The sequence below is a fragment of the Pantoea sp. V106_11 genome (assembly GCF_029967885.1).
Classification (GTDB): Bacteria; Pseudomonadota; Gammaproteobacteria; order Enterobacterales; family Enterobacteriaceae; genus Pantoea; species Pantoea ananatis.
On record NZ_JASCAK010000021.1, the window covers coordinates 174016 to 187977 of the forward strand.

A 13962-nucleotide genomic window follows, 5' to 3' on the forward strand; every position below is an offset into this window, starting at 1 on the left:
TAAATTATTACTTCGGCATTAATACGGTATCAATCACATCTATCACGCCATTTTTTTGGTTGACGTCATAGGTACTGATATTCGCGACGTTGCCCTGGCCATCTTTCAGCTGAATATTGTGGGGGCCATTGTTCATGATCCATAACGGCTGACCGTTAACGGTCTTCAGCTCGGCATGACCGCCACCTTGTTTGATTTTGGCTTCCAGCGCCTTCATATCGTACTTACCGGCAACCACGTGATAGGTGAGTACGCTGGTCAGTTTCGCTTTATTTTCCGGTTTGAGCAGACTGTCTACGGTGCCTGCAGGGAGCTTAGCGAACGCCGCGTTAGTTGGAGCAAACACGGTAAAAGGGCCTTTACCTTGTAAGGTATCAACCAAACCGGCTGCTTTTACCGCAGCCACCAGGGTGGTGTGATCTTTTGAGTTAACCGCATTTTCAACAATATTTTTTTGCGGGAACATGGCGGCACCGCCTACCATGACAGAACCCGACTCCATAGCGGCAAGAGAGGCAGTGGTAAACAGTAATGCACTTGATACAACAGTCACAGCGATTAGCTTTTTCATCGTAAATCCTCATTAGAGCGTGGAGTAAGTGGCTTTCAATGAGATATACGAGTAGGGGGACGAAAGTGGATGCAGAAAAAATTAAATATTTTTAACCCTGCGCGTAGCCTGCCCAATTCATCAGCCTGCGCGTGTTTTTCGGCCATGTGCGCACAAGCAAGCAGCGGCCAGAATGAGAGACGTCCGTCCCTGTCCTCTGTCACACGACATCAAAGGTAAGCCGATAATGAAAATCATCAAAAATGCCGCCGTTCCCTCAGCGAAAGGTCCTGAGGCGTATTTTACCGGCCAGGTCCGCATTGATTCCCCTTTCAGCACTACGGCGCCGGCACGGGTTGGCGGCGCTACCGTCACCTTTGAGCCCGGTGCCCGTACGGCCTGGCATACGCATCCACTGGGTCAGACGCTGATCGTCACCGCCGGTCAGGGATGGATTCAGTGTGAAGGCGAAGAGAAGCAGACGATTAATCAGGGCGATATCGTCTGGATACCGGAGGATGTTCGTCACTGGCACGGCGCCACCGCCAGCCATGCAATGACGCATATTGCCATCGCGGAATCCCTTAACGGCAGTCCGGTGACCTGGCTTGAAAAGGTCACAGAGCACGAATTTTTATCGTAAGCAACGCCTGTTGAGCTGGTGTAACACCAGGGAGGCCTAATCGATCTCCCACGGCGGGGCGCTGAAGGTGTGTTTCATCAGGTCGATAAAGCCCTGAGTGCGGGGAAGGCGCTTTTTTTCCTGCAGGCTGGTCAGGGCGACGATATCGGCAGACGGCAGGGTAAACGCGGGCAGCAAGGGAACAAGAAGGCCCTGGCGGATCTCGCGGCTGACATCCCAGGCGGAGCGCACCATAATCCCTTTACCGCTCAGCGCCCATTTTTTAATGATACGACCATCATTGCTGGCGAGACGTGGCGTAATCCTTACGGTCGTTTCGTCCCCGTTGTGGCTGAATGTCCAGCGCGTCACATCTTCCGCATTTTCCCTGATCACCAGACAGTGATGGTGCTGCAGCGCATCAGGATGCGTCGGCGTACCCTGCTGCTGCAGATAAGCCGGCGAGGCGCAGAGTAAACGCGGATTGGCGGCGAGCCGGGTGCTGTAGAGCGTGGAGTCGCGCAGATGGCCGATATAGATCACCACATCCCACTTATCGGCCTGCATCCAGTCAGGGTTATCGGAGAGGGTGAGATCGATACTGAGATCGGCATGGCTGTCGGCGTACTCCGCCAGCAGCGGGGCAATGTGTTCGGAACCAAAGCCCAACGGGGCCAGCACTCTCAGCGTTCCGCTGATGCGGTTTCGCGTCTGATCGATCACATCCTGCAACTGGTCTATCTCATGCAAAATCACCCGGGCGCGACCCAGCAGAGCTTCGCCTTCATCGGTCAGAATGATGCGTTTTGCCGGACGCAGGATCAGCTTCACCCCGATCTTTTGTTCAATACTTTGCAGGCGCTGCGTCACGGAAGGCGGCGTGATATCCAGATGGCGCGCCGCCGCCGCCAGCGTCGGATGCAGGGCAATGACCTGAAAAAAACGTAAATCTTCGCTGTTGATCATTAGGTTCAAACCTAATCATTAATTGGGCCTGACGGCATTTTAAACAGATTTAAACGATGAGAGCATCAATAAAACCTTACAGGAATTCGACGATGCTCAATCACTTAACCATAACCACGCCTTATCTGCTGTTAGATAAAGTTAAGTTTGAACGCAATATCAACCGCTTGTATCAGCGAATCGAAGGGCAACGCTGTCAGATTCGCCCGCATCTGAAAACGCTTCGCACTCTCCAGTCTGCGCCTTATCTGCTCAAAGCATCCTCTTCACCTGCCACCGTTTCTACCCTGGCAGAGGCCGAAGCCTTTGTCGCCGCTGGCTTCAGCAATGTGCTTTACGCCGTGGGCATTGCGCCCGCTAAATTGCCGCGTATTGCCGCCCTGCGGTGCAGCGGCAAACAGGTGCATGTGTTGCTGGACAGCATGGCGCAGGCACAGGCCATCAGCGATTACGCTTTACAGCATCAGGTAACGTTTTCCGTTTTCATTGAGATCGACTGCGATGGCCATCGCGGCGGCATTCGACCTGACGACGGGACGTTGGCCGAGATTGCCGGTCATCTGCATCAGCACGGGATGGTGGTGGAAGGGGTAATGACCCACGCGGGCGAGTCCTACCATTGCCGCACGCCGCAAGACATTCAGCGGGCGGCGCAGCAAGAGTGCCAGGCTGCCATTACCGCTGCCCAGCATATCCGTGCAGCAGGGATCCCGTGCCCGGTCGTCAGCGTTGGCTCCACGCCCACGGCGCATTCGGCTACGGACCTCACGGGCGTAACCGAGGTGAGGGCCGGGGTGTTTTCCACCTTCGATCTGTTTATGCACAATCTGGGCGTCTGCACCCAGGACGACATTGCGCTTTCGGTGGTGACAACGGTGATCGGCCACAACCACGACAAGGGCTGGGTTTTTGTTGATGCCGGCTGGATGGCCATGTCACGCGATCGTGGCACCGCCTCACAGGATACCGATTATGGCTACGGGCTGGTGTGCGACGACGCGGGTTGTCCGTTGGGATTGCTGCTGACAACCACCAATCAGGAGCACGGAATTATTGCGTTGCCGCGCGACAGTGCGTATTCCACCGGAGATTTTCCACTCGGTACCCTGCTGCGCATTCTGCCCAACCACGCCTGCGCGACCGCCGCGATGCATACGCACTATCAGGTGATCGACACCCGAAACGGCGAACATGAGGTCTGGCAACGCATCGTTGGCTGGTAGCGTTTTTTCCATTCATTGTGAGAGAACATCATGTCAGATTTTTATCCCGATAAGGTCCGTCTTTCGACCGGGCATTTTATCAACGGCCAGTTTGTTTCGGCATCCGGCAAAACAATGGGAATTAAACGTCCCTCGGATGGCCAGCATTATGCCGACATCAACGAAGCGGGCGCAGAGACGGTCGGCGAGGCGGTAAGCCTCGCGGAAGACGCGCGCATTCGCAGCGGCTGGTCAAGCTGCTCGCCACGCGAACGTGGCGCGGCCATTTCCCGCTGGGCGGATTTGATCGATGCCGACAAAGATTATCTGGCGCAGCTTGAGGCGGTGGGCTCCACGCGTCCGATAACGGACACGATCAATATTGAAGTGCCTTTCACCGCTGCTGCTCTGCGTTTTTATGCAGAATGCGCAGACAAGTACAGCGGAGATGTGTTTCCAACCCAGAACAGTAGCCTGGGAATGCTGGTGCCGGAACCTTATGGCGTGATCGGCGCGATCACGCCGTGGAATTTCCCGCTGTCGATGGCGTCGTGGAAGTGCGGCCCGGCGCTGGCTGCGGGCAACGCGGTGATACTCAAGCCCTCTGAGCTGACGCCATTTTCCACCGCGCGGCTGGCTGAGCTGGCCGTGCAGGCCGGTATTCCGCCCGGTGTGCTCAACGTCGTTCAGGGCGGCGGACAGGTCACCGGCAATGCACTGGTGACCCATCCTCTGGTCAGAAAGGTATCCTTTACCGGTTCAACCGCGACCGGGGCGGCGATCATGAGCCAGGCCGCGTTGCACGGTACCAAGCCCGTGACGCTGGAACTGGGCGGAAAAAGCCCGCAGCTGGTTTTTGACGATGCAGGCGATGCGGATGAAATCGCCGAGCGCCTGTTTCTGGGCTTCACCGTCAACGCCGGTCAGGCCTGTGTTTCAGGGACGCGTCTGATCATTCAGAAAGGTATCGCGGAACGGGTCATCGAAAAGCTTATCGCCCTGTGCAAAACACCGCTGCCCGGTATGACCTGGCAGGCCGCCACGCGTTACTGTCCGCTGATCGATCAACGTCAGGGGGAAAAAGTCGCGACGATTATCGCGCAGTCCGTGGCGCAGGGGGCCAGCATTCTGGCCGGCGGCCAGCGTTACGAAAACACCGCGCAGGGCTGGTTCTGGCAACCGACGCTGTTAGCCAATGTGAATCAGGATAACGTCGCGATTCAGGAGGAGATCTTCGGACCGGTGCTGACCATCCAGACGTTTAGCGATGAAGAAGAAGCCCTGGCGCTCGCACAGCATCGCGTTTTTGGCTTATGTGCAGGCGTGCATACGCTCAACATGCCACGTGCGATGCGGCTGATGAAAGCCCTGGACAGCGGTACGGTCTGGATCAACCGCTATCGTCGAACCTGGGACTTTATCATTCCAACCGGCGGCTTTCAGGGGTCCGGTTTTGGCAAAGATCTTGGGCGCCAGGCCTTTGAGTCATGTCAGCGATACAAGAGTGTCTTAATCGATTTTTAACACCTTTACTGGAGATCACAGACGATGCCCGCACCGCTCAGGCTTGTTCAGGACAGTACGCATTTCCCCGATTCGGTGGATGTGGTGATTATCGGTGCCGGGATTGCAGGTGCAGCGACCTGTTGGGAGCTGACCAAAAAAGGCTATCGGGTTGCCGTGATCGAAAAGGGCCTTGTCGGCGCAGAGCAGTCCAGCCGTAACTGGGGCTGGTGCCGTCAGCTTAACCGCGACGAGCGGGAAATTCCGCTTATTCTGCACGCCCTGCAACGCTGGCATGCGCTGAGCGACGACATCGGGATGGACGTAGGGTTTCGCGCCAGCGGGCTGGTCTATGCCACGCGAACGGAGAAGGATATTCGCAACTGGGATAACTGGGGCAAGATGGCAAAGCAGTACGGCATTCGCAGTCGAATGCTGAGTGCCGCCGAGGCCAAAACGATGACGCCGGGCAGTACCACAAACTGGCATGGCGGCGTACATTCCCCTGACGACGGTTATGCCGACCCGGCTTTAGCCGCGCCGGGGCTGATGGAAGCCGCGGTGAAAAAGGGCGCGTTTCTGTTTCAGCGCTGTGCGGTTCGCGGGCTGGATATCTCGGCAGGACAGGTCAGTGGGGTGATAACCGAACGCGGCCTGATCAAAACCGCCCGGGTCGTATGCGCCACGGGCGCCTGGACATCGCTGTTTTGCCGCCGCCACAGCATCGATCTGCCCGCCGGTAACGTCATTGGCAGTGCGTTTCGTACCCATCCTGCGGAGCAGCCACTCACTCTGCCTTTCTATACGGATGCCTTTGCCTGTCGTCCACGCCAGGACGGCGGTTATACCATTGCGCTGTCTGGAACCGGACGGCTGGAGCCGGGGTTCCAGGGCTTACGCTATGCCCGAGAGTTTTTCCCCTTATACAAAGCCCGCCGGTTAAATCTGGAAACCAAAATCCGGCTCTCATCTTTTTTGCAAGGCCCAGAATCCCGGGCAAGCTGGCCTATGGATAGCCTTTCACCCTTCGAGAAACTTCGGGTGCTGGATCCTCAGGTTTCAGACGGCATCGTTGAAAAGGGGCTGGCGGCGATAGGCAGGGAGTTTCCGGCGCTGGCCGGGCTGCGGGTGACTCAGGCCTGGGGCGGCGTGATTGACTGCATGCCGGACGACATTCCGGTCATTTCTGCCGTACCGCAGCTTCCGGGGCTGATCCTGTCTTGCGGCTACAGCGGCCATGGATTTGGTATTGGCCCCGGTGCGGGACGTCTCACGGCGGACCTGGTCACCGGGGATGCGCCGATTGTCGATCCCACCGCGTTCCGCTATTCCCGTTTCCGCGACGGCACAACGCTGAAAAAGCCGGGCATGATGTAAAGAGGTGAAGATGCAACCATTAATACACGCGCGCGATATACAGGACACACCGCATCCGGGCCACTATTCGCACTATGCGCTGACCTCGGGATTGATGTTTATCTCCGGCCTGTTGCCGGTCACGCCAGCCGGAGAAATGCGCAGCACGGCCTCCTTTGCTGAGCAGACGTCGCAGGTGTTGGCCAATCTGGAGGCCTGCCTGCAGCAGGAAGGCCTCAATAAGCATCATCTGGTGATGGTGAGGGTTTATCTGGTGGATGTCGGGCTGTGGGCAGAATTTAACAGGCTATATGCACAATGGCTCGGCGAGTGGAAACCCGCCAGAGCTATCGTGCCGGTGCCGGAACTCCACTACGGCGTGCTGCTGGAGGTTGAAGCAACGGCGGCAACGGGCCGCTAAAACGCCGGACGTGAGCCTGTCCGGCAGCCGTGGTGCGTAAAAAATAAAAACCGTCGCAGGCGCGCCCGCGACGGCAGAGGTCAGGCCGTGCCTTGAGGGGTTTCCGGCTGCACCTGTTCTTTCAGCGCCCGCACCGTCTGGTGGCGATGCCAGTAATAGTTGAGCGTGTATTTAACGTGTTCAATCTCTTTTTTCAGACCGGGCAGGCGGATTTTGCTGCGCTTTTTGCCCTGTGCATTGGGCTGAACATGCTGCACATACACACTGTCTCTGCCGAACTGACGCAGCACGTTAATATTTTTGACGTTATCCCACTCAAGCAAACCGGCTGAATGCGGCTGCACGATGCCTTGCCAGGTAATGATCATCTGCGAACCATCTTTAAGTGTAAAAGGCACATCCGGAAAATACTTTAAGACCAGCGCGGTCTCTTCTTCACCCGTTGGTTGGTAACGCCAGGCCAGGCTCTCTTCATGTTGCGAGGTGAAGTCTCGCTCATATTTTTGCCAGAGCCGCTGCTCAATCTGATCGGCGACCGGGATTACATCGACCCAGCTGTCCGCCGGTGATGTCGCGGCGATGACGGCGTAATCCGCCTCTTCCACGGCATAGTTAACGTTGCGCATTCTTTCAGACAGGGGGGGATGAGAATCAAAGGGATGAGGGATATTCTGTTCACGCATCGTGCTGACAAAGTCCGCGGAACTCACGTGTAGCGGCAGGCCAACGGCGATGGCCTGACTGATCCCGGGTGCATTTTCATACAGCGTTTTATTTGCAAAAAGCTTACGCTCAACTTCGTAACGATAGCTGGCATAGGCTGAGATTTTGATTAACGATTCAATAATCGCCGCAGAGGAGACGCGCGCGGCGGCGTTCCGGTCGGCGATAAATTCGCGTTCACGGCTGTTACGCTGCCACGCGAGTTCGAAGAACAGGCGATAAAGATAGAGCGGATAAAAGACAATAAGCGTGGACAGATTCTCGCTCATTAACTGCGTATACATATCGAACCGATGGAGCTTTGGACCCAGCAAGGCACCCGATGCCGTATCGCCTTCGTGCAGGTGTGTCAGTTCATGCACCATCACGCTATCAGCCTGCGCGGTACTCAGCTGACGCAGCAGGGGAATACTGACATACAGTTTTCGGCCTTGCAGTGGCTGGTCGTTCACGCTCAGCGGTGCTTCTGTCACGAAGAAGTTAGTATCGATACCGGCGATGATGTGATCCGGCGGGATAGTGCCCACGCTGGCCGCCAGCGCGTCAACACGCGCCCAGAGTGCCGGGGCCGCTTCGCGGCTGACCACGTCGCCTTCAATGCTCTCCTCCGGCGGCAGCTTTTTAAAGATGCCTTTGATCATGTAATACATCGCAGCCAACACCAGCAGCGCGACCAGGATCACCAGCTTTGGATAGTATTTTTGCGTGAAAAAGGCGGTGCCCCAGAAAGAAAGCCACACCAACATGGCGCCCTGTACCAGCACCTGCAGCGAGCACGCCAGCATTAAAAAGGGACGCGCCAGGCGGAGGCTGAGTAACTGCCCCCGTCGGCTTTTAAATGCCAGCGCACTGAACAGAAGGATCATCAGCAGAATGACGCCGCTGAAAACCATCGTCCATAGAGCGACTTTGCCGATGAGATAAAATTGCGACAGTTCGGAACCCGGTCCACAAACGGCATTTTTATAGTCAATCAAATTGTCGGCGACCGGTCCGCAGACGCTGGAAGGCGGATTGGCTTGCAGAAACTGCATTAATTTATCCAGACTTTGATTCTGCGCACGCGCATTATCGATAAAAATCTGGGTATATTCCTGATCGAGTTCGTGACTGCCGTAGTGAGCAAAAACCAATGTAATCGCAGGGGTTAAAAACAGCGTGAGCAAAAGCCATAAGAAAACTTTTGCATATCCTTTTTTCAATGCCGTTAATTTATTCACAATAATTCGCTCGCTCATTGTCGGTGGGGGGGACAAGCTGTTTATTATCTGGCGATACTGACAGGGCGTTTCCGACATCAGGAAAATGGCGTGAGATCCGTCTCAGCATGCTTCAGCTTTGTGCGTGTCTTATTTGTGCGTATCTTAGAAGAGCAAGATGGATTATATGCCAGCAATTACTTTACGTCTTCTTAACACTCGTGGCGTTCAGCGGCAGACAGCCGATCTGTCAATGCGAGAGGCTCGCGGCGGGGCTCGTAGAAAAACGATCCTGCGGTAGGATGGCCGCATGTTCATCAGTCACGCGATTTTCGTCTGATAATTTATGATTGAACCTGATTAATGCGGCGCGTTTTGTTTTGGATTTTTTCGCTGGAAGGGCTTACTGGCGCTCCATAAAGACCGGCAATTCAGGCACCGGTAACACGGATAAGACTTTCAGGCGCTGTAATGTTCTGACCTGCGCCCGCTCAAGGTGATCGCGCATACAGGCGGCCGCCAGTTCCCAGTTCCTTTTCAGCAAAAATTCATAGACCAGGCTGTGTTCATCCAGCATTGCGCTGTCGACAGGGATGCTGAGCCGCTCGTAAAAGATTCGGGTGACGATAAACGGCGATTGATTTTGCCGTAAAATTTGCATCATCAGCTTATTGCCCGCAGGCTCCAGGCTGCGAATGTGCAGATCTTCTTCCAGCATTTCGAGTTCCGCGGCATTAAGCTGTTTGCCCCGGCAGGTTTGCACGTTATCCAGCCGCGCGTTAAGCCAGGCAACACTTAACCGTTCCCCGGCTTTTCGTAATGCGGCCGGCTCCAGATGCGCCCTGATTTCAAAATGGTCAGCCAGTTCGCGCGCGGTTAACGGGCCTGTCAGCCACTGAGAATAGGGCTCTTTTTCTACCAGCCCCTTGTCGCGCAGGCGCATCAGGCTCTCACGTATCACCGCGCGGCTGGTGTTATAGTGCTTCGCCGCGCCCGTTTCATCCACCTGGTAGCAGCCAAATACCATCGCGGTAGACAGGATCCCCTGCAGGTTTTCCAGCACTTTTTCACCCGTGCTGCGCGTATCAACCAGCTCGTCGCGCTGTTCAAGGCCGAACAGCTCGCGCGTCAGCGCAATGCGAACCGGCTCAACGTCCTCATTATCGCGCGCAACGATAAATCCCCGACCTTCAAAACGGGCAATCCAGCCTTCATCATGCAGCATGCTTAACGCCCGCCGGACGGGAACACGACTGGTGCCAAACAGCTGCGCCAGCGGACCTTCCAGCAGCACCAGCCCCGCAGGCACGCTATTCTGCTGAAAAACCTTCAGTAAAACCTGGCGAATACTTTCGTAACGCGCAGAGCCTGCATCGTCCATGTCCGTTCCCGTCACCTTGTTTTGCATTGTTTCATCTTCTGCTCTCCGTCCTGCCAGCCACATTAGCATATCTGACAGCACTCCCGGTGCAGGCTATCAACAGCACTGATGTAGTGCACCTTGCCCAATAATGGATCACTTTTAAATTAATACATTTAATGTCTGCGTGCAATTTCATCTGTGACGTGACGAAATTATCGAAAATGCGGCAAATAACCCCTTGATAACACATCAAATTTAATTATAAGGATCGACATGATCACAATTATGCAACTTAACAGTGCTTTTTATGGCACCGTTATTGCTATCTTCAAATGTACATTGAAACGTAATATACATTTAAAGGTGATGCTGTGCAGGCCGAAAATGTTCGTCAGTTATTCATGTCTGGTCAGATTGATGCGCTGGGAATCAGTGCGCTCTATGCACAACAGCGCCTGTCGCCGCTGGCCTTTACCACAGCCTGTCTAAAAGCGGCTGAAAACGCGCCTTCCGTTTTCATCTCAATGACCGCCGCCCGTGCCCGCGAAGAGGCCGGAGCCTCAACGCTGCGCTGGCAAGCGTGCCGCCCGCTGAGCCCACTGGATGGTATTCCGGTGGCCTGGAAAGATCTGTTCGATATTCAGTCAAGCCAGACCTCCGCCGGGTCGGCTACGCGAAGCAATGTCCCTGTCGCACCACAGGATGCCGCGCTGGTGGCACAGTGTTCGGCAGCAGGACTGGTGACGCTGGGTAAAACCAACCTGAGTGAATTCGCGTTTTCCGGCCTTGGACTCAATCCCAGTTTTGGTACGCCGGCCATCCGGGGCACTACGTCGCAGCTTTTTGCACCCGGAGGATCGTCCAGCGGCGCGGGACGGGCAATTGCGGAAGGTCTCGCCTGTATCGCCTTTGGCACCGACACTGGCGGCTCAATACGGATTCCTGCCGCATTCAGCGGCACGATTGGCTATCGCGCCAGTCGCCAGCGCTATGTGACAACGGGCGTCTATCCTCTGGCGCACTCGCTGGACACGGTGGGGCCGCTATGCCGAAGCGTACGTGATGCTATTGCCCTGGATGACATTCTGTGCGGCGCGCAAAAAATGCGCTTTCCTGCGCCGCACTTTCGTGTCGACGAGGCCTTACTGGCCGCGTGCCAGCCCGCCGTGCGTGAGAACGCTTGTCGCCGAATAGCCCAGTTGACGGCCGCCGGGTTCAGAATTGATCACGCGCCACTTCAGGCCTTTAACCAGGCACTGGCCTGGATTGCCGATAAAGGCTGGCCGGGTGGACGTGAGGCCTGGCTGCTGCATCGCGAACTGTTAGCCTCGCCTGACGCGGCATTGATGGATGCGCGCGTGCGGGAACGCCTGCTTGCCGCCAGCCATCAGGATCCTGCGGTGCTTGAAACGTTTCTGGCGCAACGCAAGTCGTGGCAACAGGCACTGGCGGCAGAACTGGACGGGGCAGTGCTGATTACGCCTACCGTTGCCCACACCGCACCGGAACTGGCCCCCTTGATGCAAGACGACGACCTGTTTGCCCAGACCAATCTTGCCACGCTGCGGTTAACCATGCCGGGTAGTCTGCTGGATATGCCGGGAATCGCTTTGCCGACCGGCAAAGACGCAAACGGGCTGTATACCAGCCTGCTTTTTTCCCTTCCTGCTGGCGAGGATCGCCGGCTTCTTCACGCTGCCAGCACGGTCGCAGGCACGTTTACGGCAGACCATTCCGTCTGCGCTTAACTCCTTAGAGGAAAGACTCATGGCTAAAGAAATTTTGTGTGCATTTGGTGTTGATGTGGATGCGGTTGCGGGCTGGCTGGGTTCTTACGGCGGGGAAGACTCGCCGGATGATATCTCACGCGGACTGTTTGCCGGGGAGGTGGGTGCACCGCGCCTGCTGAAAATGTTTGCGGAACACCAGTTGCGTACAACCTGGTTTATCCCCGGTCACTCCATTGAAACCTTTCCTGAGCAGATGAAAGCGGTGGTGGACGCAGGGCATGAAATTGGCGTTCACGGTTACAGCCATGAAAACCCCATCGCCATGACACCCGCGCAGGAAGAAGCCGTACTGGACCGCAGCATTGAGCTGGTCACCCAGCTGTCCGGAAAACGTCCGACAGGCTATGTGGCGCCCTGGTGGGAATTCAGCAACGTGACCAACGAGCTGCTGCTGAAAAAGGGCATCAAATACGATCACAGTCTGATGCACAACGACTTTCATCCTTATTACGTTCGCGTCGGCGACAGCTGGACCAAAATTGATTACAGCCAGCATCCCGACAGCTGGATGAAGCCGCTGACGCGTGGTGAAGAGACCGATTTGGTCGAGATCCCCGCTAACTGGTATCTCGATGATCTGCCGCCAATGATGTTTATCAAAAAATCGCCAAACAGCCACGGCTTTGTGAACCCCCGTCATCTGGAAGAGATCTGGCGCGACCAGTTCGACTGGGTTTACCGCGAAAATGACTACGCGGTGTTTACCATGACCATTCATCCCGACGTTTCAGGTCGTCCGCAGGTGCTGCTGATGCTGGAACGTCTGATCAAGTACATCCAGAGCCACCAGGGTGTGCGATTTGTCACCTTCGACGAAATCGCAGATGACTTCTTAGCGCGCAAACCGCGTTAAGTTTCTTTCCTTTATCTTGCAGAGCGATCACGACATGAGCATCTACAAAAAAAAATCCGTTAACGGCTGGCAGCCACAGCAGTTAACCATCAGGGATGTGAAATTCGCCACATGGATTGCCTTCTTCGCCTGGATTTTTGCCGTTTACGACTTCATTCTTTTCGGCACGTTACTGCCGGAAATCGGCGGCCATTTTGGCTGGAGTGAAGTTGAGCAGTCGGAGATTGCCACCTGGGTCGCTTTCGGCGGGGCGGTCATCGCCCTGGCCATTGGGCCACTGGTCGACCGGCTGGGGCGTCGCATGGGCATCGTGATTACGGTGGGCGGCGCGGCGCTGTGCTCGCTGCTGACCGCAATCGGCGGCCTGTGGGGCAAGGGCGCGTTAACCGCTATTCGCTCCGTCGCTGGCCTGGGCTATGCAGAGCAGACGGTAAACGCCACCTATTTATCTGAGCTTTATACCGCACTAGACGATCCTAAACTCAACAAGCGCAAGGGCTTCGTTTACAGCCTGGTGCAGGGCGGATGGCCGGTGGGTGCGCTGGTCGCATCAGCCCTGACCGCGATTCTGCTGCCGATCATTGGCTGGCAGGGGAGCTTTATTTTCGCCGCGTTCCCCTCGCTGGTCATTGCGCTGCTGGCGCTCAGACTCAAAGAAACGCCACAGTTTGAAGTGCAGAAAAAAATCAAAACGCTGCGCGAGCAGGGCAAAGACAAGGATGCCCGTCAGGTGGCTGCCGACTATCGGGTGCCGTATGAAGATCAGCCTAAATCGGGTTTTGCTTCAGCGTTTCGTGGCACCGCCCTGCGTTCGACCTTAGTGCTCGGCATTGCCATTCTGCTGAACTGGTTCGCAATCCAGATCTTTAGCGTGCTGGGCACGACGGTCATCACCAAAACCCACGATGTGTCGTTCAATAACTCGCTGCTGATCCTGATTCTGTCGAATCTGGTGGGTTACTGCGGTTACCTGGCGCACGGCTGGCTCGGCGATCGGATTGGCCGCCGCAACACCATTGCCGGAGGCTGGATGCTGGGCGGTATTGCCTTTGCCGCCATGCTGTTCTGTCCGGACAACTTTGCCATCATCGTTGCGCTGTACAGCGTGGGTCTGTTCTTCCTGATCGGACCCTATGCCGCTGCCCTGTTTTTTATCAGTGAAAGCTTTCCTACCGCAATCCGCGCGACGGCGGGTGCCCTCATCATGGCGATGGGACCGGTCGGTGCCATCGTAGCCGGTATTGGTACCACCTCGGTGCTGAGTCAGGGTGGCCACTGGCAGGAAGCCGCTCTCTGGTTCGGCGCCGTACCCTGTTTTGTCTCCGGCATCATTATTCTGTTTGCACGACCGGCGGCGCAACTGGATACCCAGGTCAACGCCACCTCGACCCAGCCTCAGGCTTAAGGACAGCAT

The 13962-nt window shown here is 56.1% G+C and carries 12 protein-coding genes; 8 read left to right on the top strand and 4 right to left on the bottom strand.

The genetic code is table 11. The annotated features are described in order from the left end of the window. Positions 1 to 7: 7 nt before the first annotated feature. Positions 8 to 571 (bottom strand): fasciclin domain-containing protein, encoded by a 564-nt coding sequence (locus QLG08_RS04940; protein WP_014593752.1) that lies wholly within the window; start codon positions 569 to 571, stop codon positions 8 to 10. Positions 572 to 797: 226 nt separating this feature from the next. Here QLG08_RS04940 and QLG08_RS04945 point away from each other — a divergent pair, with 226 nt between their 5' ends. Then, entirely contained in the window at positions 798 to 1193 is a 396-nt protein-coding gene (locus QLG08_RS04945) for a cupin domain-containing protein (RefSeq protein ID WP_029570035.1), read from the top strand. A 36-nt stretch (positions 1194 to 1229) separates the two neighbouring features. On the opposite strand, the gene QLG08_RS04950 is transcribed toward QLG08_RS04945, so the two are convergent. Then, a complete protein-coding gene (locus tag QLG08_RS04950) occupies positions 1230 to 2138 on the bottom strand; it encodes a LysR family transcriptional regulator (protein WP_042676751.1) in 909 nt (302 codons plus the stop codon). Between the two features lie 92 nt (positions 2139 to 2230). Between QLG08_RS04950 and QLG08_RS04955 the strand changes: the two genes are divergently transcribed. The 4 genes from QLG08_RS04955 to QLG08_RS04970 are packed head-to-tail and all read left to right on the top strand — an operon-like array spanning position 2231 to position 6620. Further along, on the top strand, positions 2231 to 3361 hold the full coding sequence (locus QLG08_RS04955; RefSeq protein WP_238493362.1) for a DSD1 family PLP-dependent enzyme: 1131 nt from the start codon (positions 2231 to 2233) through the stop codon (positions 3359 to 3361). Between the two features lie 30 nt (positions 3362 to 3391). Continuing rightward, on the top strand, positions 3392 to 4864 hold the full coding sequence (locus QLG08_RS04960; protein WP_238493361.1) for an aldehyde dehydrogenase family protein: 1473 nt from the start codon (positions 3392 to 3394) through the stop codon (positions 4862 to 4864). 24 nt (positions 4865 to 4888) lie between these two features. After that, a complete protein-coding gene (locus QLG08_RS04965; RefSeq protein ID WP_238493360.1) occupies positions 4889 to 6220 on the top strand; it encodes an FAD-binding oxidoreductase in 1332 nt (443 codons plus the stop codon). A gap of 10 nt (positions 6221 to 6230) precedes the next feature. Continuing rightward, positions 6231 to 6620, top strand: coding sequence for a RidA family protein (locus tag QLG08_RS04970; protein ID WP_015700278.1), 390 nt, complete (start codon positions 6231 to 6233; stop codon positions 6618 to 6620). A gap of 80 nt (positions 6621 to 6700) precedes the next feature. Here the strand turns inward: QLG08_RS04970 and QLG08_RS04975 are convergent, their stop codons facing one another. Together QLG08_RS04975 and QLG08_RS04980 are read right to left on the bottom strand one after the other, a co-directional pair. Continuing rightward, a complete protein-coding gene (locus QLG08_RS04975) occupies positions 6701 to 8581 on the bottom strand; it encodes a M48 family metallopeptidase (protein WP_210511674.1) in 1881 nt (626 codons plus the stop codon). A 364-nt stretch (positions 8582 to 8945) separates the two neighbouring features. Beyond that, a complete protein-coding gene (locus QLG08_RS04980; RefSeq protein ID WP_019105199.1) occupies positions 8946 to 9992 on the bottom strand; it encodes a GntR family transcriptional regulator in 1047 nt (348 codons plus the stop codon). Positions 9993 to 10276: 284 nt separating this feature from the next. Here QLG08_RS04980 and QLG08_RS04985 point away from each other — a divergent pair, with 284 nt between their 5' ends. The 3 genes from QLG08_RS04985 to QLG08_RS04995 are packed head-to-tail and all read left to right on the top strand — an operon-like array spanning position 10277 to position 13953. Beyond that, positions 10277 to 11653 carry an amidase family protein gene (locus QLG08_RS04985; RefSeq protein ID WP_282472822.1) on the top strand — a complete coding sequence of 459 codons (1377 nt, stop codon included), beginning with the start codon at positions 10277 to 10279 and terminating at the stop codon, positions 11651 to 11653. Between the two features lie 19 nt (positions 11654 to 11672). After that, a complete protein-coding gene (locus tag QLG08_RS04990) occupies positions 11673 to 12548 on the top strand; it encodes a polysaccharide deacetylase (RefSeq protein ID WP_013025811.1) in 876 nt (291 codons plus the stop codon). Between the two features lie 34 nt (positions 12549 to 12582). Then, positions 12583 to 13953: an MFS transporter gene (locus QLG08_RS04995; RefSeq protein ID WP_014593743.1), complete on the top strand. Its 1371-nt coding sequence runs from the start codon at positions 12583 to 12585 to the stop codon at positions 13951 to 13953. The last annotated feature ends 9 nt before the right edge of the window (positions 13954 to 13962 follow it).

Bases quoted from the DNA above. Each gene is read 5' to 3' on its own strand.
- QLG08_RS04950 (WP_042676751.1), bottom strand. From the start codon at position 2,138: ATGATCAACAGCGAAGATTTACGTTTTTTTCAGGTCATTGCCCTGCAT.
- QLG08_RS04995 (WP_014593743.1), top strand. From the start codon at position 12,583: ATGAGCATCTACAAAAAAAAATCCGTTAACGGCTGGCAGCCACAGCAG.
- QLG08_RS04970 (WP_015700278.1), top strand. From the start codon at position 6,231: ATGCAACCATTAATACACGCGCGCGATATACAGGACACACCGCATCCG.
- QLG08_RS04975 (WP_210511674.1), bottom strand. From the start codon at position 8,581: ATGAGCGAGCGAATTATTGTGAATAAATTAACGGCATTGAAAAAAGGA.
- QLG08_RS04945 (WP_029570035.1), top strand. From the start codon at position 798: ATGAAAATCATCAAAAATGCCGCCGTTCCCTCAGCGAAAGGTCCTGAG.
- QLG08_RS04955 (WP_238493362.1), top strand. From the start codon at position 2,231: ATGCTCAATCACTTAACCATAACCACGCCTTATCTGCTGTTAGATAAA.
- QLG08_RS04990 (WP_013025811.1), top strand. From the start codon at position 11,673: ATGGCTAAAGAAATTTTGTGTGCATTTGGTGTTGATGTGGATGCGGTT.
- QLG08_RS04960 (WP_238493361.1), top strand. From the start codon at position 3,392: ATGTCAGATTTTTATCCCGATAAGGTCCGTCTTTCGACCGGGCATTTT.
- QLG08_RS04980 (WP_019105199.1), bottom strand. From the start codon at position 9,992: ATGCTAATGTGGCTGGCAGGACGGAGAGCAGAAGATGAAACAATGCAA.
- QLG08_RS04965 (WP_238493360.1), top strand. From the start codon at position 4,889: ATGCCCGCACCGCTCAGGCTTGTTCAGGACAGTACGCATTTCCCCGAT.
- QLG08_RS04940 (WP_014593752.1), bottom strand. From the start codon at position 571: ATGAAAAAGCTAATCGCTGTGACTGTTGTATCAAGTGCATTACTGTTT.